The 19,139-nt window shown below is 58.4% G+C and carries 19 protein-coding genes; 17 read left to right on the top strand and 2 right to left on the bottom strand.

From position 1 onward, the window contains the following. Positions 1-30 precede the first annotated feature (30 nt). The 12 genes from frr (at position 31) to lpxB (ending at position 11,418) form a co-directional block, all read left to right on the top strand. Positions 31-594 (top strand): ribosome recycling factor, encoded by a 564-nt coding sequence (frr, locus tag ROLI_RS11455; RefSeq protein WP_187430058.1) that lies wholly within the window; start codon positions 31-33, stop codon positions 592-594. 169 nt (positions 595-763) lie between these two features. After that, complete coding sequence (gene uppS / locus ROLI_RS11450; RefSeq protein ID WP_405048950.1) at positions 764-1,504, top strand: polyprenyl diphosphate synthase; 741 nt, start codon at positions 764-766, stop codon at positions 1,502-1,504. Beyond that, positions 1,504-2,295, top strand: coding sequence for a phosphatidate cytidylyltransferase (locus tag ROLI_RS11445; RefSeq protein ID WP_187430057.1), 792 nt, complete (start codon positions 1,504-1,506; stop codon positions 2,293-2,295). The genes uppS and ROLI_RS11445 overlap by 1 nt, the downstream gene beginning before the upstream one ends. Before the next feature lie 3 nt (positions 2,296-2,298). Continuing rightward, positions 2,299-3,471 carry a 1-deoxy-D-xylulose-5-phosphate reductoisomerase gene (gene dxr / locus ROLI_RS11440; protein WP_187430056.1) on the top strand — a complete coding sequence of 391 codons (1,173 nt, stop codon included), beginning with the start codon at positions 2,299-2,301 and terminating at the stop codon, positions 3,469-3,471. A 3-nt stretch (positions 3,472-3,474) separates the two neighbouring features. After that, entirely contained in the window at positions 3,475-4,827 is a 1,353-nt protein-coding gene (gene rseP, locus ROLI_RS11435; RefSeq protein ID WP_187430055.1) for an RIP metalloprotease RseP, read from the top strand. 95 nt (positions 4,828-4,922) lie between these two features. Further along, complete coding sequence (locus tag ROLI_RS11430) at positions 4,923-5,054, top strand: hypothetical protein (protein ID WP_262386504.1); 132 nt, start codon at positions 4,923-4,925, stop codon at positions 5,052-5,054. A gap of 165 nt (positions 5,055-5,219) precedes the next feature. Then, positions 5,220-7,577, top strand: a complete 2,358-nt coding sequence (gene bamA, locus ROLI_RS11425) for an outer membrane protein assembly factor BamA (protein ID WP_187430054.1) — start codon at positions 5,220-5,222, stop codon at positions 7,575-7,577. Between the two features lie 4 nt (positions 7,578-7,581). Beyond that, positions 7,582-8,145 (top strand): OmpH family outer membrane protein, encoded by a 564-nt coding sequence (locus tag ROLI_RS11420; RefSeq protein WP_187430053.1) that lies wholly within the window; start codon positions 7,582-7,584, stop codon positions 8,143-8,145. A gap of 77 nt (positions 8,146-8,222) precedes the next feature. Then, positions 8,223-8,681, top strand: a complete 459-nt coding sequence (gene fabZ / locus ROLI_RS11415; protein WP_187430052.1) for a 3-hydroxyacyl-ACP dehydratase FabZ — start codon at positions 8,223-8,225, stop codon at positions 8,679-8,681. 3 nt (positions 8,682-8,684) lie between these two features. Next, on the top strand, positions 8,685-9,467 hold the full coding sequence (gene lpxA, locus ROLI_RS11410; RefSeq protein ID WP_187430051.1) for an acyl-ACP--UDP-N-acetylglucosamine O-acyltransferase: 783 nt from the start codon (positions 8,685-8,687) through the stop codon (positions 9,465-9,467). Further along, on the top strand, positions 9,467-10,267 hold the full coding sequence (locus ROLI_RS11405; protein ID WP_187430050.1) for an LpxI family protein: 801 nt from the start codon (positions 9,467-9,469) through the stop codon (positions 10,265-10,267). Before lpxA ends, ROLI_RS11405 begins: the two co-directional genes overlap by 1 nt. Further along, positions 10,267-11,418 carry a lipid-A-disaccharide synthase gene (gene lpxB / locus ROLI_RS11400; RefSeq protein WP_187430049.1) on the top strand — a complete coding sequence of 384 codons (1,152 nt, stop codon included), beginning with the start codon at positions 10,267-10,269 and terminating at the stop codon, positions 11,416-11,418. Before ROLI_RS11405 ends, lpxB begins: the two co-directional genes overlap by 1 nt. A 110-nt stretch (positions 11,419-11,528) precedes the next feature. On the opposite strand, the gene mnmA is transcribed toward lpxB, so the two are convergent. Beyond that, the gene (mnmA, locus tag ROLI_RS11395) at positions 11,529-12,671 is read right to left on the bottom strand and encodes a tRNA 2-thiouridine(34) synthase MnmA (protein ID WP_187430048.1); all 1,143 of its coding nucleotides are present in this window, start codon (positions 12,669-12,671) and stop codon (positions 11,529-11,531) included. Between the two features lie 125 nt (positions 12,672-12,796). On the opposite strand from mnmA, the gene ROLI_RS11390 reads away from it, so the two are divergent. The 5 genes from ROLI_RS11390 to ROLI_RS11370 all read left to right on the top strand — a co-directional run bounded on the left by ROLI_RS11390 (position 12,797) and on the right by ROLI_RS11370 (position 18,449). Next, positions 12,797-13,075: a DUF1153 domain-containing protein gene (locus ROLI_RS11390; protein ID WP_187430047.1), complete on the top strand. Its 279-nt coding sequence runs from the start codon at positions 12,797-12,799 to the stop codon at positions 13,073-13,075. A 97-nt stretch (positions 13,076-13,172) separates the two neighbouring features. Beyond that, positions 13,173-13,892 (top strand): response regulator transcription factor CtrA, encoded by a 720-nt coding sequence (gene ctrA / locus ROLI_RS11385; protein ID WP_187430046.1) that lies wholly within the window; start codon positions 13,173-13,175, stop codon positions 13,890-13,892. A 149-nt stretch (positions 13,893-14,041) separates the two neighbouring features. Beyond that, on the top strand, positions 14,042-16,135 hold the full coding sequence (gene ligA / locus ROLI_RS11380) for an NAD-dependent DNA ligase LigA (protein WP_187430117.1): 2,094 nt from the start codon (positions 14,042-14,044) through the stop codon (positions 16,133-16,135). Then, on the top strand, positions 16,132-18,222 hold the full coding sequence (recG, locus tag ROLI_RS11375) for an ATP-dependent DNA helicase RecG (RefSeq protein WP_187430045.1): 2,091 nt from the start codon (positions 16,132-16,134) through the stop codon (positions 18,220-18,222). The genes ligA and recG overlap by 4 nt, the downstream gene beginning before the upstream one ends. A gap of 98 nt (positions 18,223-18,320) precedes the next feature. Next, on the top strand, positions 18,321-18,449 hold the full coding sequence (locus ROLI_RS11370) for a hypothetical protein (RefSeq protein WP_262386503.1): 129 nt from the start codon (positions 18,321-18,323) through the stop codon (positions 18,447-18,449). A gap of 198 nt (positions 18,450-18,647) precedes the next feature. On the opposite strand, the gene ROLI_RS11365 is transcribed toward ROLI_RS11370, so the two are convergent. Continuing rightward, positions 18,648-19,100 carry an iron-sulfur cluster assembly scaffold protein gene (locus ROLI_RS11365; protein ID WP_187430044.1) on the bottom strand — a complete coding sequence of 151 codons (453 nt, stop codon included), beginning with the start codon at positions 19,098-19,100 and terminating at the stop codon, positions 18,648-18,650. Positions 19,101-19,139 lie beyond the last annotated feature (39 nt).

Genomic DNA, 19,139 nt, shown 5'->3' with positions numbered 1-19,139 from the left:
CACCTCAGAAACTTGTGGCAGGAAAATGTTATGTCAGACGACTTTATGCTCGACACCGATGACCTGGAACGCCGGATGGATGGGGCAATGGCCAATCTGCGCACGGAATTTGCCTCATTGCGCACCGGGCGTGCTTCGGCCTCCATGTTGGAACCGGTGATGGTGGATGCTTACGGCTCTATGACCCCGATTAATCAGGTCGGCACGGTGAACGTGCCAGAGCCGCGCATGGTCACGATCAACGTTTGGGACAAGGGGCTGGTCAGCAAGGTCGAAAAGGCCATTCGCGAAAGCGGTCTGGGGATCAACCCGCAGCTTAATGGGACGATCATCATGCTGCCGATCCCGGAGTTGAACGAGGAGCGGCGCCGTGAGTTGACCAAGGTTGCGGGCCATTACGCCGAAAACGCGCGCGTTTCCGTGCGCAATGTGCGCCGTGACGGCATGGATCAGATCAAAAAGGCCAAATCGGACGGGCTTTCCGAGGACGATCAGAAGATTTGGGAGGGCGAAGTGCAGGAAATCACCGACCGCGCGATCAAGTCAGTGGATGAAATGCTGGAGACCAAGCAAGGCGAAATCATGCAGGTCTGAGCGGGAAGGCGTTGCAATTCTGCCGACCTGTGGTCGATAAGGTCTTATATTGCGACGTATTATTACCTGAAACGCTATGAATTAGCCACGTTCTACGTGTAAAAGCGATTTACCGTTGGGTAACGGGCTGTCTATATTGACACAGGCGAGTGGGCAGCAGGAGAAGATAATGGCAGGTATGCCCCAAGCGAAACTCAACCTGATCGACGGATGTCCGCGACATGTTGCGATCATCATGGATGGCAACGGCCGCTGGGCGACACAGCGCGGACGCCCGCGTCTTTATGGCCACCACGCTGGCGCAAAACGGGTGCGCGAAATCGTTGAGAGTTGCCCGCGCATCGGCGTTGATTACCTGACAATCTTTGCCTTTTCGACTGAAAACTGGAAGCGCACGCAGGTAGAGGTCGCCGGGTTGATGAGCCTGTTTCGCCGTTACATTGTCAAGGAAACGCGCGCGCTGATCACCTCGGGCGTGCGGGTGCGCTTTATCGGGGATCGGTTGCGGCTGGATGACAAGCTGATCTCCATGATGAACGATCTGGAGGCCGTGACCGCGCAAAACACCCGCGTCCATCTGACGATTGCCCTGAATTACGGCGGGCGCGATGAGGTGGCGCGCGCCACCAAACGCCTCGCAGAGGATGTGGCGGCGGGACGGTTGCTGCCCGAGAACGTGGACGAAGAAACCCTGCCGCGCTATCTGGATACGCATGTTTTGCCCGATCCTGATCTGGTGATCCGCACCAGCGGTGAGGCGCGGATTTCCAATTTTCTGCTCTGGCAGTCGGCCTATTCGGAATATGAATTCGTCGATACGCTCTGGCCGGATTTCACCGGCGAGGAATTTGAAACGCTCTGCGCGGCTTACGGCGGGCGCGAGCGGCGCTACGGCGGCGTGCGCGGATAATGGCGATGCCCGAAAAATGGTCCGATCTTGCCGCGCGCCTGGGCTCCGGGGCGGCGATGGTGGTTTTCGGCCTCTGGGGTGTTTGGGTCGGGGGCCATATTTTCCACGTGATGGTGGCAGCGATATGCGGGCTGATGATCTGGGAACTGGCGATCATGCTGCGCGCAGGCTCGGGCAAGGCGATACAGTTGGGGGGCATTACAGGTGCTGCGACACTTGTGGCGATTTACCTGCCCATCGGCTTTGCCCTGCCGATATTGCTGGCGGCGGCGCTGGTTGGTTTTGGTCAATTGCGCCAGTTCAGGACGATCTACATGATGTTTTCCGTCATGGTCCTGTTGGCCGGTTACGGTATGATGTCGGTGCGCGATGATCTGGGCTTTCACTGGATGCTATGGCTGGTGCTGGTCGTTGTGGTCACGGATGTGGTGGGGTATTTCGCGGGCCGCATGATCGGCGGGCCAAAATTCTGGCCGCGTGTCAGCCCCAAGAAGACATGGTCCGGCACTGGCTTCGGCTGGGTTGGTGCAGCACTTGTGGGGGCCGTGTTCATGGCCAATACCGGCGCAGGGGCGCAGCTGATCGGCATATCGGTCGCCGTCTCCATGGCCAGCCAGATGGGCGATATCGCCGAAAGCGCGATCAAGCGGCGCGTCGGGGTCAAGGACAGCTCGAACCTGATACCCGGCCACGGTGGTCTGCTGGATCGGTTTGACGGGATGTTGGGAGCAGCAGTGTTTATATTGATCATTGGCGGCCCTTTGATGGGCGCGCCAGTGGTGTCTGGCTAAGCGATGCGCCGGATCAGCATATTTGGTGCGACCGGATCCATCGGGCAGAACACAATCGATCTCGTTGCACGGGTGCCGGGTGAATATCACGTGGTGGCGCTGACCGGCGCGTCAAACATCGCGCAACTGGCGGCGGATGCGATCCGTCTGAACGCGGAAATCGCCATCACCGCGCATGATCATTTACTGTCGGACTTACGTGCGGCTCTGGCCGGATCTGGCGTGGAGGCGCAGGCGGGCAGTCAGGCCTTGATTGAGGCCGCCGCGCGTCCGAGCGATTGGACCATGTCTGCCATCGTCGGCGCGGCAGGGCTGGCACCGGGGCTTGAAGCCCTCAAACACGGTGGCATTCTGGCGCTGGCCAATAAGGAGTCGCTGGTTTGTGCCGGGGCCTTGATGCTGGAAACGGCGCGGGCGCATCAGGCGCGGCTTTTGCCCGTGGACAGCGAACATTCAGCGGTTTTTCAGGCGCTCGTCGGTGAGGATATCGAGTCTGTGGAGCGGGTGATCATCACTGCCAGCGGGGGTGCCTTTCGCGACTGGCCCATTGAGGACCTCGCCCATGCGACGCTGGATGAGGCCTCCAGCCATCCCAATTGGGACATGGGGCAGCGGATCACAATCGATTCCGCCTCCATGTTCAATAAGGCTATGGAGCTCATTGAAACCCGTGAATATTTTGGTGTTCGACCGGATCAGATCGAAGTGCTGGTGCACCCCGAATCGCTGATCCACGCGATGGTTGGATTTGTCGATGGGGGCCTGATGGCGCATGTGGGGCCGCCCGATATGCGCCACGCCATCGGCTATGCGCTGCATTGGCCCGAACGGCGTGGCTTACCGGTGGAGCGCCTTGATCTGGCGGGGATCGGGAGTTTCACCTTCCGCGCGCCCTGCGAGACACGCTGGCCCGCGCTGCGCCTGGCGCGCGAGGTGATGCAAACCGGGGGGCTGGCGGGGGCGATTTTCAACGCGGCCAAGGAAACCGCGCTGGATGAATTCATCGCCGCTCGCATCGCTTTCAACGAAATGGCAAGCATTGTGGAGGATGTTCTGGACAGCGTTGCGGGCATGCCCGGTCACATTGATGCCGCCATGACCCTTGATAACGTCGCGCAAGTGGACCATGTCGCAAGGCAGGAGGCCCATAGGGTCGCAAAGAAAAGAGCAGGGTAAAGTTTGGATATTTTGGCGTTGATACCGCAATTTGGCGGGTTCATCTGGACGATTGCGGCGTTTGTCCTGGCGCTCTCGGTGATCGTGGCGATCCATGAATACGGTCATTATATCGTGGGGCGCTGGTCGGGTATCCATGCGGATGTATTTTCGCTTGGCTTTGGTCCGGTGCTCTATTCCCGCGTGGATAGGCGCGGCACGCGGTGGCAGATCGCAGCACTCCCCTTTGGCGGTTACGTGAAATTTGCCGGTGACGCGAATGCGGCCTCCGGGCGCGATGATGCGGCGATGGCGCAGGCCGCAAATGATCCGGTGCGGCTGCGCGCGACCATGCACGGCGCACCCCTCTGGGCGCGCACGGCAACCGTTGCGGCGGGGCCTCTGTTCAACTTTGCGCTCTCCATCCTTGTTTTTGCGGCTGTGGTTTTGACCAGCGGTGTGGCGCGTGATCAACTGGCCGTTGGCGAATTGCGCCCCTTGCCGGTGGAGCAGCGCGGGCTTGAAGTCGGCGATGAAATCCTGCGCATCAACGGGGCCGTGGTCCCAAGTACGCAGGACGCACAGGCCTATGCGGATTTCATCGATGCGATCCCGCAGGAAGCGATCCTCGAGTATACCGTGCGACGGGACGGCTCCGAGCGCCGGGTTGCGGATGCCTATATCCTGCCGCCGCTGGTGAACGGGGTCAGCCCGCAGAGCCCTGCCTTGAGCGCCGGTTTGGAAGTTGGTGATGTCATCACCGCGATTGATGGCGCGCCGATCTTCTCTTTTGCGGAACTCAAGGTGGCGGTTGAGGGCGGCAATGGCGCGCCGCTGGCTCTGACAATCTGGCGCGCTGGCGATACACTCGATGTGACGCTCACACCCAAACGCGTGGATGAACCCCAGCCCGAGGGCGGCTTTGCCACGCAATGGCGCATCGGCATCGCGGGTGGGCTGGCCTTTGAGGCCGCCACACAGACCCCCGGCGTGGGTGAGGCATTGATGAGCGGTGTGCGCCAGACCGGGCGCATCATCGAAGGGTCGCTTTCGGGTCTAGGCCATATGATCACCGGTGCGATCAGCACCTGCAATCTCAGCGGCCCCATCGGTATCGCGCAGACATCCGGTGCCATGGCCAGTCAGGGCGCGCAGTCCTTCATCTGGTTCATTGCGGTGCTGAGTACGGCGGTTGGGCTCTTGAATCTCTTTCCGGTTCCCGCGCTCGATGGCGGTCACCTGGTTTTTTACGCTTATGAGGCCGTGACCGGCAAACCGCCCAGCGACAAGGCGCTGCGGGTGTTGATGACTTTTGGATTGGCCACGGTTTTGACCTTGATGGTCTTTGCATTGGGGAATGACCTCTTCTGCCCCTGATTGGTGCCTAAAAGATGCCTTGATCCCGTTTTATTATGTCATAGTCACGCCATATTCACGTTTTAATCTGTAAATCGAACCATTGGAGATGATCGATGCAGACGATTGAACGCGGACACCAAAGCCTGAGCCTTCTGTTGGAACTCAATGGGGACCGGGTCCTTTATATCACAACCATCATGCTGGCCCTGGGGGCGGCGACTTGGATAAATGCCATCATTGGTTGAATTTCCTGGTATTTTCGGCCCCTAAATCGAAAAATCCGCGATAGGCGCAAACCCGGAGTGTTGCGCTCATGTAGTTGTCGCAGGTTTTTTGGCCACATGGTTTTGACAACACTTGCCATAATGGGTACTCAGATAGACATAAAAATCTGAGGATCGGGGCAGGTCATGACAGAGGGCACATCGAGCAACGGCTCGCAAAGGCTTAAGCAATTCAAAAAACTGAAACAATCGCTGCAACTTGGAAGCGTTTGTCTGGTTTTATCAGCGGCTTGGATCGCACCCGCGACGCAGGTTCTGGCGCAACAATACACTTTGAATTCGGTCTCGATCGACGGAAACGTGCGGGTGGGGGATGCAGCGATCCTGACACGCGCGGGAATCGTTCCGGGTCAGACGCTGAGCGCGGCGCAGTTGAACGCAGCACTTCAGCGGTTGAACGGGTCCGGATTGTTTGAATCCGTGAATTTCGACCCGCAGGGCAATTCGCTTCGTATCACGGTGGTGGAATTCCCCACGATCAACCGGATCAGCTTTGAGGGCAATGCGCGCATCGATGATGAAGCGCTCGCCGCGGCAATCAATTCCAATGAGCGGCGCGTGTTCAATCCTTCTGAGGCGGAGCGCGACGCGGGGTTGATCGCGGATGCCTATGCCAATGAAGGGCGTCTTGCGGCCAAGGTGACGCCGACCATCATCCGCCGGTCCGACAACCGTGTCGATCTGGTGTTCGAGATTTTTGAGGGCGATAACATCGAAATCGAACGCCTCAGCTTTGTCGGTAACCGCAATTATTCGGATCGCCGGTTGCGGCGTGTTCTGGATACCAAGCAGGCGGGTTTCCTGCGTGCCTTTGTACGTTCGGATTTGCTGGTGGCAGACCGCATCGAGTTCGACAAGCAACTCTTGCGCGATTTCTATCTCTCGCGGGGCTATGTTGATTTCCGCACGAATTCCGTGAATGCCGAGCTGACCGAAGAGCGGGACGCCTATTTCCTGGTCTTTGATGTTCAGGAAGGCCAGCAGTTCCGTTTCGGCGAAATTACCGTGACCAGCGATGTGCCGGGGGCGGAGTCCGATATCTACCGCGCCATTGCCAAGATCAAGCCGGGCGTGGTCTATTCGCCCTCCTTGCTGGAGGCCGACATCGCCCGCATGGAGCGCCAATCGCTGCGCGATGGCGTAGATTTTCTGCGGGTCGAGCCGCGCGTGACACGCGATGACCAGAACCTGCGCCTAAATGTGGAATATGTGCTGACCCGCGGGCCGCGCATCTTTGTTGAGCGCATTGATGTGGAGGGCAACACGACCACTCTGGATCAGGTGATCCGCCGCCAGTTCAACAGTGTCGAGGGCGACCCGTTCAACCCGCGCGAAATCCGCGAGGCCGCTGAGCGCATCCGGGCGTTGGGGTATTTTGAAAATGCCGAGGTGAACGCGCGCGAAGGGTCCTCGCCCGATCAGGTGATTGTGGATGTCGATGTGGTGGAGGCCCCAACCGGATCCTTTAGCTTTGGTGCGTCCTTCTCCAACAACGACGGTATCGGCTTTGCCATTCGCTTTGCCGAAGAGAACTTTCTCGGGCGGGGCCAGCGCCTGGCATTGAACGTGCAGACTACCGAAGATTCGCGTCGCTATGGGATCAATTTTGTGGAGCCCGCCTTTTTGGGGCGCGAACTGGCCTTTGGTTTGCGACTGGATATTGCAGAGACGGACAGCTCCTTTACCACCTATGACACCGAGCGCTTCCTGTTTCAGCCCTCCCTGACCTTCCCGGTGGCCGAAAACACCCGTCTCCAGTTGCGCTACACTCTGGACGAGTCCGAGATGCAGGCTCGCAGCACACCGATCAACGGCCCGGTCATTGGCAATGAGATCGCCGTGGGCGAGCAGCTGACCAGTTCGCTTGGATATGAGTTGACCTATGATACCCGTCTGACCGGGCTGGATCCCAATTCCGGCTATTTGTTGGAATTCGGCCAGGATTTCGCGGGTCTGGGCGGGGATGCGCAATTCATCAAGACCACGGGTCGCATTGTCGGGCAGACAAAAGTGCTGAGCGAAGAAGTGACCCTGCGTGCCACGCTTGAGGGCGGCGCATTGTCGTGGTCGGGGGGGACAAACCGGGCCGTGGACCGCTTCTTGCTGAACACCAACATCATCCGGGGCTTTGAGCCCGGCGGGATTGGCCCGCGCGATCTGACCACGGGCGGCGAAGATCCGCTTGGCGGTAACCTTTATGTGGCGGCGCGTTTTGAGGCGGAGTTCCCGCTCGGTCTGCCAGAGGAATACGGGATCACCGGGGGCTTGTTCTATGACGTGGGCAACCTGTGGGATCTGAGCGATGTGAATGTTGCGGGCGGAAACATCGTGGGCGAGGGGGGGTCGTTCCGCCATGTCATCGGCTTTGCGATCCTGTGGAACACGCCTGTAGGCCCGCTGCGGTTCAACTTCACGGACGCGCTGGTCAAGGAAGATTTCGACCGGGACCAGACGTTTGAACTGACGCTCAGTACGTCTTTCTGATCCGATGCGGCATGCGGCGGCGCTTTTCACACTCCTGATCTGCCTGTCGATCTGGGGGGGGCAATCCACAGCGCAATCTACGCGTATCGGTCCTGTGCAAACGCCGATCCTGACCATTGATTCGGATCGTTTATTTGCGGAGAGCGCTTTTGGGAAACGTGTGGTGGAGGAGTTCGAGGCGCGCGGCGCAACACTTGCCGCGGAAAACCGCAGGATCGAAGAGGCTTTGAGCGCCGAAGAAAAGGCGCTGACCGAGACCCGAGAGACGTTGCCGCCGGCGGATTTCCGACTGCTTGCCGATGAGTTTGACGAGAAGGTGCAGGCGACGCGGCGCACGCAGGACGCCAAGACGCGAGACCTGAATGTGGCGCTGGAGGGACGCAGGGTTGTATTCCTCAATGCGGCAGCACCGATCCTTGAAACGCTGATGCGGGAATCCGGTGCCGCCGTCATCCTGGAGCGGCGGTCGATTTTTCTGAGCGCCACTGCCATCGATATCACCCGCACCGCCATCGCGCGTCTGGACAGCGTCCTCGGGGACGGCATTGCGGCACCCGAACAACCCTGAGACAGCGCTTGCTTGCCCTGTCGCGGTTGAGTTGTTACTCAGATGCTCAAGCCCTTGAGGACCAAAGGAGCCCTATCATGACGAGCCCTCAAACCAGCGCCGATATTCAGATGATCCAGCGCATCCTGCCGCATCGGTATCCCTTCCTTCTGGTTGATAAGGTGGTCGATATCGACGGCACGGCTTCCGCCATGGGCATCAAGAATGTGACGATGAACGAGCCCCATTTTCAGGGGCATTTTCCGGGCTTGCCGATCATGCCGGGCGTTACAATCGTGGAGGCCATGGCCCAGACGGCGGCGGTCATGGTTGGCGTGACGCTGGAGATGGCGGATAAAGAGATGAAGGTCTATTTCATGGCCATCGACAAGGCCAAGTTCCGGCGCAAAGTCGTGCCGGGCGATGTGTTGGAGATGCGCCTGCAGACCCTGCGTGGCAAGCCCGGCGGCAAGGTCTGGCGCTTTGGCGGCGTGGCGTCGGTGGAGGGTGAAATGGCGGCGGAATGTGAATTCACCGCGATGATGGACCTAGGCTAGCGCATGGGCAACATTCATGCCAGCGCCGTAATTGAAGAGGGCGCACAGATTGATGAAACGGCCATCATCGGCCCGTTTTGCATGGTTGGTGCGGATGTCTCGCTGGGCGCGGGTGTGCACCTCAAGAGCCATGTGGTTGTGACCGGGCGCACCGAAATTGGTGCGGATACGGTGGTGTTCCCCTTTGCGGTCATCGGCGAAATCCCACAGGACCTCAAGTTCAAGGGCGAAGCGACGCGGCTGGTGATCGGTAAACGCAATCGTATCCGTGAGCATGTGACGATGAATTGTGGCACCGAGGCGGGGGGCGGTGTGACGCGCATCGGTGATGATGGGTTGTTCATGGCGGGCTGCCATATCGCGCATGACGCGGTCATTGGGGATCGTTGCATCATCGTGAATTCGGTGGCGATTGCCGGGCATTGCGTGCTGGAGGATGATGTGATCGTCGGCGGGTTGTCGGGCGTGCATCAATTCGTGCGCATCGGACGCGGGGCGATCATCGGGGCGGTCACGATGGTGACGAATGACGTGATCCCATATGGTCTGGTGCAGGCTCCGCGGGGCGAACTCGATGGGCTCAATCTGGTCGGGCTGAAGCGGCGCGGCGTGGCGCGCTCCGACATCACCGCCTTGCGCGCGGCGTTTCAGATGTTGGCGCAGGGCGAGGGGACGTTCCATGATCGTGCAGTGCGTCTGTCAGAGGAAACCACAAGCGATTACGTGCGCCAGATCGTTGATTTCATTCTGGCCGACAGCGGTCGTCATTTTCTGACGCCGCGCTGATGCTTGCCCTTATCGCAGGACGCGGGGGGCTGCCCGCACGGATCGCAGGGGCGCAACCGGTGGCACCGCTGATCTGCGCCTTGCGGGGGTTTGAGCCCGAAGGTCTAGAGGCCGAGATCGTGTTTCGTCTGGAACATCTGGGTTCGCTTCTGGCGGATCTGAAGGCGCGCGGGGTGGATGAGATCTGCCTTTGCGGGGCGATTGAACGCCCGCCGCTGGACCCTTCGGCATTGGACGGCGCAACCCTCCCGTTGGTTCCCACGATCATGAAGGCGATGAGTACGGGAGATGACGGGGCGCTGCGCGCGGTCATCGCGGTGTTTGAGGCCCAAGGTTTCAAGGTAACGGCGGCGCAGGATCTGGCCGCGGACCTCCTGGTGGGCGAGGGCGTTTTGAGTGCTGTGCAACCGGATGAGCGGATGCTGTTGGATGCGGATCGGGGCGCGGCGGTGCTGGCGGCTCTGGCCCCCTTGGATGTCGGGCAGGGTTGTGTCGTCGGGGCTGGATTAGTCTGGGGCATCGAGACGCTGGGGGGGACGGATCATCTTTTGGAAACCTTGCCGTCTGGCGTCGCAAAGACGCGGGCCATTTTGGTCAAACAGGCGAAAACAGGTCAGGATCGCCGTGTCGATATGCCCACAATCGGCCCCGATACTATCGCCGCCGCAGCCCGTGCGGGCCTTGCGGGCCTTGCGGGGATACGCGTTGAGGCAGGGTCGGTCATTTTGTTGGAACCCGATGCCACCATCGCCGCTGCGGATGCGGCGGGTTTGGTGCTTTGGGCGCGCAAAAGCCCCTGATGCGCGTTTTCATCATTGCAGGCGAGCCGTCGGGCGACAAATTGGGCGGTGCGTTGATGCGAGGGTTGCGCCAATTGCGCCCTGACGTTGCGTTCGAGGGTATTGGCGGCGCGGACATGCAGGAACAGGGGCTGCAAAGCCTGTTTCCCATGGAAGAGTTAAGCGTCATGGGGATTGCCGAGATATTGCCGAAATACCGCTCCCTGATGGCGCGGATCAATGAGACGGCGGCGGCGGTGGTGCGTTCAAAACCGGATGTGTTGATCACCATCGACAGCCCGGACTTTTGTCTGCGCGTGGCGCGCCGTGTGAAATCGGTCAGTCGGATCAGAACGGTGCATTATGTGGCCCCCACGGTTTGGGCGTGGCGGGCGGGGCGTGCGAAAAAGATGGCGCAGGTCATCGATCAGGTTCTGGCCCTGTTTCCCTTTGAGCCGCCCTTGATGTCAGTCGATGGCATGGTGTGTGATTTTGTCGGGCATCCGGTGGTTGCAGAGCCCAGGGCGACCCCCGAAGAGGTATCGGCGTTTCGAGCCGCACATGAGATCGGTACGGGCCCCATGCTTCTGGTCTTGCCGGGATCGCGGCGGGGTGAGGTTGCGCGTTTGGCCTCAGTGTTTGGGCAGTCGATTGCGTCGCTCAAAGCGCAGCATGAGGATTTGAAGGTGGTTGTACCGGCGGCGGCCCCTGTTGTGGAGCTGGTGCGCGCGGAAGTGTCGAAATGGCCTGTGAACGCGACAGTGTTGGATCCGCGTGGTATGTCGTTGATGGATGCGGGGCGTTTGAAGCGCGCAGCGTTCCAGGCTGGCGATATTGCGCTGGCGGCCTCTGGCACCGTGTCGCTGGAATTGGCGGCGGCGCGCACGCCGATGGTGATTGCCTATAAGATGAATTGGTTGAGCTTTCGGTTGATAAAGGCGATGGCGCTGGTGGATACGGTCACCTTGGTCAATTTGGTGTCGGACACGCGCGTTGTCCCCGATTTTCTGGGACCGGAGTGTCAGCCTGACCGCATTGCCGAGGCGCTCTTGGGGTTGCTGCGCGCTCCAGAGGCGCAATTGGCGGCGATGGAGGTGACCATGCAGCGCCTTGGTGAAGGCGGAGAAGACCCCGGTTTACGCGCGGCAAAAGCGGTTCTGGCGCGTTTGTGACCAAGTGCTTTTGTTAAAAGGACAGGCTACGCCTGACGCCATGCGTTTGACCCTGAGAGGGTCAAACAGTTTGTCGCCAATGTGGTCGTGTTGGGTGAATGACGCGCTTTTCAGCCTTTGTGGATCCAGCCGCCGCCGTAGATGCGCGTGCTGTCGGGGTCATAAAAGACGCAGGCCTGACCGGGGGAGACGCCCTGTTCAGGGGTCACGAGCTCCACGGTGGCTTGTGTCGCGCTCAGAGGACGGATGATGGCGTCGGTCGGCGGGCGGGTTGAGCGCACCTTCACGGCCAGATGCCATTCTTCTCGGGACATGAAGTCTTCATCGCCGAGCCAATTGATTTCGCGTACGGGCACTGTTCTTGTCGCAAGCATTTCTTTGGGGCCGACAACGACGGATTTCGTGTCCGGGTCCAGCTTTACCACGTAAAGCGGATCGGCAAGCCCGCCAATCCCGAGGCCGCGCCTTTGGCCAATCGTATAGTTGATCACGCCGTCATGCCGTCCCAGAACGCGCCCGTCTGTATGGATGATTTCACCCGGGTCAGCGGCTTCCGGGCGCAGTTTCAGGATCACGGAAGCATAATCCCCGTTTGGCACAAAGCAGATGTCCTGGCTGTCGGGTTTATCCGCAACGCTGAGATCATATTTGGCGGCCAGCGCGCGGGTTTCGGCCTTGGATTTCAGATGTCCCAGCGGAAAGCGCAGGAAGTCGAGTTGTTCGGGGGTGGTGGAAAACAGGAAGTAGCTTTGATCGCGCACACCGTCCGCGGCGGCGTGCAATTGGGCACCTTTGCTTCCCTCATGTCGCTGGATGTAATGCCCTGTGGCCATGCAATCCGCCTCCAGGTCCTTTGCCGTTTCCAGTAGATCCTTGAACTTCACCCTCTCGTTGCAGCGGATACAGGGCACCGGGGTTGCACCGCCCAGATAGCTGTCAGCGAACTCGTCAATCACCGCATCCTTAAAAATGTTCTCATAATCCAGGACGTAATGGGGGAAGCCCATCTTCTCTGCGACCCGCCGTGCGTCGTGAATATCAAGGCCCGCACAGCACGCACCTTTCTTGGCCAGAGCCGCGCCGTGATCATAAAGTTGCAGCGTGACACCGACCACATCATAGCCCTCTTCGGCCAGCATAGCAGCGACAACAGAGCTATCCACGCCGCCCGACATCGCAACGACCACGCGTGTTTCGGCGGGGGATTTGGCAAAGCCAAGTGAGTTCAACGGGTGCACGTGATCCAGCGGCATATCTAAATCTCCGGGTATTTCGAGGAAATATAGGAAAATCCTAACTACTCTCAAGAGCGCGCTTCATGGGTCTTTAAGCCGATAAGGTCAAGGTTTGTTCAAATTAGTAATGATGGGTATGAGTAATGTATCTGAAAAAAGTAGATGGTCCGCGGTCAGTAACGCTAGCGGATGGCAGTGTCATGACGCTTGCGGATTTGCCGCCCGATAATACCAGGCGGTGGGTTGCATCCCGAAAGGCAGCGGTTGTGCGCGGTGTTGCCTATGGTTTGATAACGCAAAGTGACGCGTTGAAGAAGTATCAGATCAGTGAAGATGAGTTTCATGAATGGGTCAAAGCGGTGTCTGAGCATGGTGAAAATGCTCTGAAAGCGACGGCGCTACAAAAATATAGACAACCATAAGTTGTTAACGTAAGTTTCCCGGATACGGTAACGTGTAGTTAACCTTTTTTGTTCAAGGTTACTACAAGTTAAACGTTCATCCGATGCGGAGATTATTATGCGCGTACTTCTAGTGGAAGACGATCCGACCACCTCAAAAAGCATTGAGCTAATGCTTACTCATGCAAATCTGAACGTCTATGCGACGGATCTTGGGGAGGAAGGGATCGATCTTGCGAAATTGTACGACTATGATCTGATACTGCTGGATCTTGATTTGCCGGATATGAATGGTCATGAAGTTTTACGGCAGCTTCGATTGTCCCGGATTGAGACACCCATTCTGATCTTATCGGGTGCTGATGATACCGAGAATAAGATCAAAGGGTTCGGCTTTGGCGCGGATGATTACCTGACGAAACCTTTCCACAGAGAAGAGCTTGTTGCACGGATCCATGCGATCATCCGCCGTTCCAAGGGGCATTCGCAATCGGTGATCGATACCGGGCTGATTTCTGTCAATCTGGACGCCAAAACAGTCAGCTCTGACAATAAGGCGGTCCATCTGACGGGCAAGGAGTATCAGATGTTGGAGCTTTTGTCGCTGCGTAAGGGGACGACACTGACCAAAGAGATGTTTCTTAACCATCTATATGGCGGGATGGATGAGCCTGAACTAAAAATCATCGATGTTTTCATTTGCAAGCTGCGCAAAAAACTAAGTGTCGCAACCGGTGGTGAGAACTACATCGAAACGGTCTGGGGCCGGGGATATGTTCTGCGGGACCCGGAGCCTAGCCAGGTAGATGATCCACACCGCCTGGCTGTTGGTGCCTAAGGACGCAATACGCCATTGAAACAATCGAGCCGGCTATGCGCGTGCTGTGTTTCTGAATTCAACTGGACCTGATCCTGACCTGCGCCTATCTACGAAGACAGGCAGCAAAAAAGGGTCAGAGTTTGTCGTCGTTACAAAATATCGAAAAGATGGACGAGGCGTCCGCCCAAATTGAATTGGCGCGCTTGGCAAAGCTGCTCCGGCAGGCAAATGATGACTATCATGGCCGTGATGATCCGGCGATATCTGATGCGGATTATGATGCTCTGAAATTGCGCAACGTGGCGATCGAGAAGATCTTCCCACATCTGAAGCGCGCAGACAGCCCGTCTGAGCAAATCGGGGCCGCACCTGCGGATGGGTTTTCCAAAGTCACTCACGCGGTGGCGATGCTGTCCCTGTCCAATGCCTTTGATGACGAAGACATCGTTGATTTTGACGCACGCGTGCGGAAATACCTTGGAAAAAGCGCTGATGAAAAGCTGGAATACACGGCGGAGCCAAAGATCGATGGTCTTTCGTTGTCGCTGCGGTATGAATCTGGTCATTTAGTCCAGGCGGCAACGCGCGGCGACGGGGCGGTGGGCGAAAACGTTACCGCAAATGCACGCACGATCACCGATATCCCACAACGTCTGAGCGGTGCGCCGGATGTGCTGGAGGTGCGGGGCGAAGTATATATGTCCCACCCGGATTTTGACGCTTTGAATGCCCGCCAGCGTGAGCGCGGTGGTAAGGTTTTTGCCAATCCGCGCAACGCTGCCGCGGGATCCTTACGCCAGTTAGATGCAGAGATTACGCGTGTCCGGCCCTTGCGGTTTTTTGCCTACGCCTGGGGGATCACATCAGAACCTCTCGCCGACACGCAGATGGCAGCGATTGACCGACTGGCCGGCCTTGGTTTTCAGACAAACCCCCTGACCAAAAGGTGTATGGGACCGGATGATCTTTTACAGCAATACGCGCACATTGAGACGAGTCGCGCTACGCTCGGGTATGATATCGACGGTGTCGTTTACAAGGTAAATGATCTGAAGCTGCAAGAAAGGCTTGGTTTCCGTTCGAGCACACCCAGATGGGCAACGGCGCATAAATTTCCTGCCGAACTCGCGTGGACCCGTCTGGAAGCGATTGATATTCAGGTTGGCAGGACGGGTGCGCTCTCGCCGGTCGCGCGGTTAATCCCGGTGACGGTTGGAGGGGTGGTTGTTTCGAACGCAACTCTTCACAACGAGGACTATATCGCCGGACGGGACAGCAAAGGCGATGTCATCAGGGACGGCAAAGATATTCGCATCGGTGATTGGGTGCAGGTTTACCGCGCGGGTGATGTCATCCCGAAAATTGCTGATGTTGACTTGGAAAAACGCCGGGATGACGCGCAACCTTTTGTTTTTCCAACCATTTGCCCGCAATGCCAAAGTGCTGCGATCCGGGAGGAAGGCGATGCTGTCAGGCGATGCAGTGGCGGCTTGATTTGCCCGGCGCAGGCGGTTGAGAAACTCAAACATTTTGTGTCACGTGCGGCCTTTGACATCGAAGGGCTGGGGGCCAAGCAGGTCGAGCAGTTTTACAAAGACGGCTGGATCAGGGAACCGGCTGACATCTTTGAGCTCCGCACCCGTTATGGTGACGGGATACAACAACTTAAAAACCGAGAGGGTTGGGGCGAGAAATCCGCCGACAACCTCTTTGACGCCATTGACGAGAAGCGTAAAATTGCTCTGTCGCGGTTGATTTTTTCTTTGGGTATCAGGCATGTGGGCGAAGCTGCGTCGAATATGATCGCCCTGCATTATGGCACCTGGGAGAGTTTTGATACGGCCATGCGCGCTGCGGCGGATCAATCAGGTTCTGCCTGGGAGGAATTGATCGCAATTGATGGTGTGGGGGCTGTCATGGCGGGATCCTTGACGCAAACCCTGGTGCAACAGGCAGAACGGGACTCGATCGACCGGCTGATAAAACATCTGACGGTGCAACCCGCGGCACGCCCTGACACGCAAGGCAGCCCTGTTGCCGGTAAAATCGTGGTCTTTACCGGAACTTTGGAGAAAATGACCCGCGCAGAGGCCAAAGCACGCGCTGAACGTCTTGGTGCAAAGGTTGCAGGGTCCGTGTCGGCTAAAACGGATTTGCTGGTGGCCGGACCGGGCGCGGGATCAAAGGCAAAGAAAGCCGTCGCACTCGGCATCGAAACGCTGGATGAGGACGGCTGGCTTGCTTTGATTGCGGACGCATGAGCGGGCGGCCTGAACTGCTGTTCCCGCTGTTTGGCGAATTGCAATCTCTCGAAGGTATCGGGCCGAAGACTGCGGCCAATATGCACCCGCTCGGTCTGGCGGCACCGCGCGATTTGCTGTTCACGCTGCCCCATTCGGGCATCGATCGACGGATCAAAACGACGATCAAGGACGCGGTTCTGCCAGCAACCTTGACGGTCGTTGTCACGGTTGGAAAACACACCCCGTCGCGCACGAAGGGGGGGGCATATCGAATACATGTCGAGGACGGAGCCACAAGCTTTCAACTGGTTTTCTTCCACGCGCGCGGGGATTACTGGCAAAAAGCACTGCCGGAGGGCAGCCGGCGCGTTGTGTCGGGCAAGGTCGAAGCCTTTGATGGTTTTGCGCAAATGGTCCATCCTGATCATATCGTGGCAGAAAGTGACGCGGCCAAGATCCCCGAATTTGAACCGGTTTACCCCCTGAGTGCGGGTGTCACGCAAAAGCAGATGTTCAAAGCGGCCCGCAATTGCTTGGCACTGGTGCCGGAATTTCCAGAGTGGATTGATCATGCCCAAAAGGCGCACGCGCATTGGCCTGATTTTGCGGTAGCTGCGCGCGCGGCGCATCAGCCCTCAACACAGGCTGATTTATCGGCGACTGCACCCGCACGGGAACGGCTCGCCTATGATGAACTCTTTGCGCATCAATTGACCTTGGCGCTGGCCCGGTCCCGGGCGCGGCGCAAACCGGGGCGTGCCACGCAGGGCGATGGCCACTTGCAGAGCAAGGTCATGGCCGCCTTGCCCTATAAGCCCACCAGCGCCCAGAGCCGCGCAATTTCGGAAATAAACGACGATCTCGCGGCACTCACACGCATGAACAGGCTGTTGCAGGGGGATGTCGGCGCGGGAAAGACGCTGGTGGCTTTCATGGCGTTGTTGCGCGCGGTTGAGGCTGGCGGGCAGGGGGTCATGATGGCACCAACGGAAATTCTCGCGCGCCAGCACTTTGAGAGCCTGCTGCCCTTGGCCGAGCACGCAGGCGTTGGTCTGGATGTGCTGACCGGGCGCGACAAGGGAGCGGCGCGGCGTGCCAAATTGCTGGCGCTGCAAGAGGGCGATATTCAAATTCTGGTGGGCACCCATGCGGTGTTCCAGGCGGATGTGGCTTTTGGCGATTTGCGCCTTGCTGTGATTGACGAACAGCACCGCTTTGGCGTGCGCCAGCGGCTTGAATTGGGGCGCAAGGGGGAGGCGGTCGATGTTCTGGTCATGACCGCGACGCCGATTCCGCGGTCCTTGTCGCTCGCACAATATGGCGACATGGATGTCTCGGTGCTGGACGAAAAACCCGCAGGCCGCCAACCGATCAAGACCGCATTAATCAGCACGCGGCGCATGGAGGAGGTGGTCGCACGGCTGCAAAGCGTGATTGCATCTGGCAGCCAATGTTACTGGGTCTGTCCGTTGGTTGAAGAAAGCGAAGTGCTCGATCTGACCGCTGCAGAGGATCGTTTCAAACACCTGCGCGCGGCTTTGGGGGAGGGCATTGTGGGGCTTGTGCACGGGCAAATGCCACCCGCCCAGAAGGACGCGGCCATGGCCCGGTTTCAGGCGGGGGAGACCAAGGTTCTGGTGGCGACAACGGTGATCGAAGTCGGTGTGAATGTGCCGAATGCGACGATCATGGTCATTGAGCGGGCCGAAACTTTCGGGCTGGCGCAGTTGCACCAGATGCGTGGCAGGGTCGGTCGTGGCACCGCTGCATCAACCTGTTTGCTCTTGTATCAGGCCCCGCTTTCGGAAAACGGGCGCAAGAGATTGGAAGTGTTGCGGGAAACAGAAGACGGGTTTGTCATCGCGGAGACGGATCTGCGCATGCGCGGGGCGGGCGACGTGATCGGTACGGCGCAATCTGGTGTTCCGAAATTCAAGGTCGCCGATCTTGAGACACAAGCGGCTCTCATGGCGATTGCACAAAGTGATGCACGCCGCCTCCTTGCGGATGACCCCGACCTCCAAAGCGACCGGGGGCAGGCTGCGCGGCTGCTTTTGTGGCTCATGCGGCAGGAAGATTCGATTCGTTTGATTTCAGTAGGTTAGGGAATTTTCGGTCAATTTGTTCGCTAATGTTCTCATTAAGTTCTTTACAGAGAGTTAAGAATATGAGAACAAAGTGGCAACAAATAGAGGAGAGTACCATGTCGACGATGTCACAACTCAAATCCATCGCAGCGCGCTCACAGGCCACATTGTTGCAAGATGCGGCAGGCGTGGCCGCTTTGATTGTGATGCTCGTCGTCGGACTTCATCTGCCTGCGTTTATCTGATTTCTGCCTGCGATTTCGCGCCGGAGGGGCGTGCGTCCTTTCCCCAAATGATGTGTAAGACAAACACTGCCTGTTCGATGTCTTACGGAGGTTTTCCTCAACACGCGTCTCCGGGTTCCACGCGATAATTGCTCTAACTTGCGCCGCCGTTCTGTCCGGAACGTGCGGCGTTTTTTTGTCTTGGTAAGACGTCAGCCGTCAGGCGCAATCCGCGCGCAATGCCTGCTCCATGGCCTCGCAGGCGCCCTCGATGCTCAACAGGATAGAGGCATGGCGATTCTTGTATTCGCGTGCAGGCTGCAGCACCTCGAACCCGTCAAAGGGGACATCTGGCACCGCGCCGTTTGCCTTTAGCATCGCGCGCAGCTGATCGCGCGCCGCTTCCAGCTCACTCAGGGTCCGCCCGATCAATGCCCCCCCCGTCACGGCGGCGGCGGCCTGGCCCAGGGCGCAGGCTTTGACGTCCTGGGCGAAACCGCTGACCCGGCCCTCGCGCACATCAATATCAACGGTGATGGCGGAGCCACAAAGCGGCGAGCGTTTCTTGACCGTGGCCATGGGCGCATCAAGCCGGCCCACATGTGGAATATCCGCAGCCAGCGCCAGGATGCGGCCGGAATAAAGATTGATCAGGTCGTTTTCACCAGACATGTATTACCTTAACTCTTTCCATCAACGCTCAAACCCATA

It is taken from the genome of Roseobacter fucihabitans, from assembly GCF_014337925.2.
Lineage (GTDB): Bacteria > Pseudomonadota > Alphaproteobacteria > Rhodobacterales > Rhodobacteraceae > Roseobacter > Roseobacter fucihabitans.
This window is presented reverse-complemented; position numbering and strand designations above follow the sequence as displayed.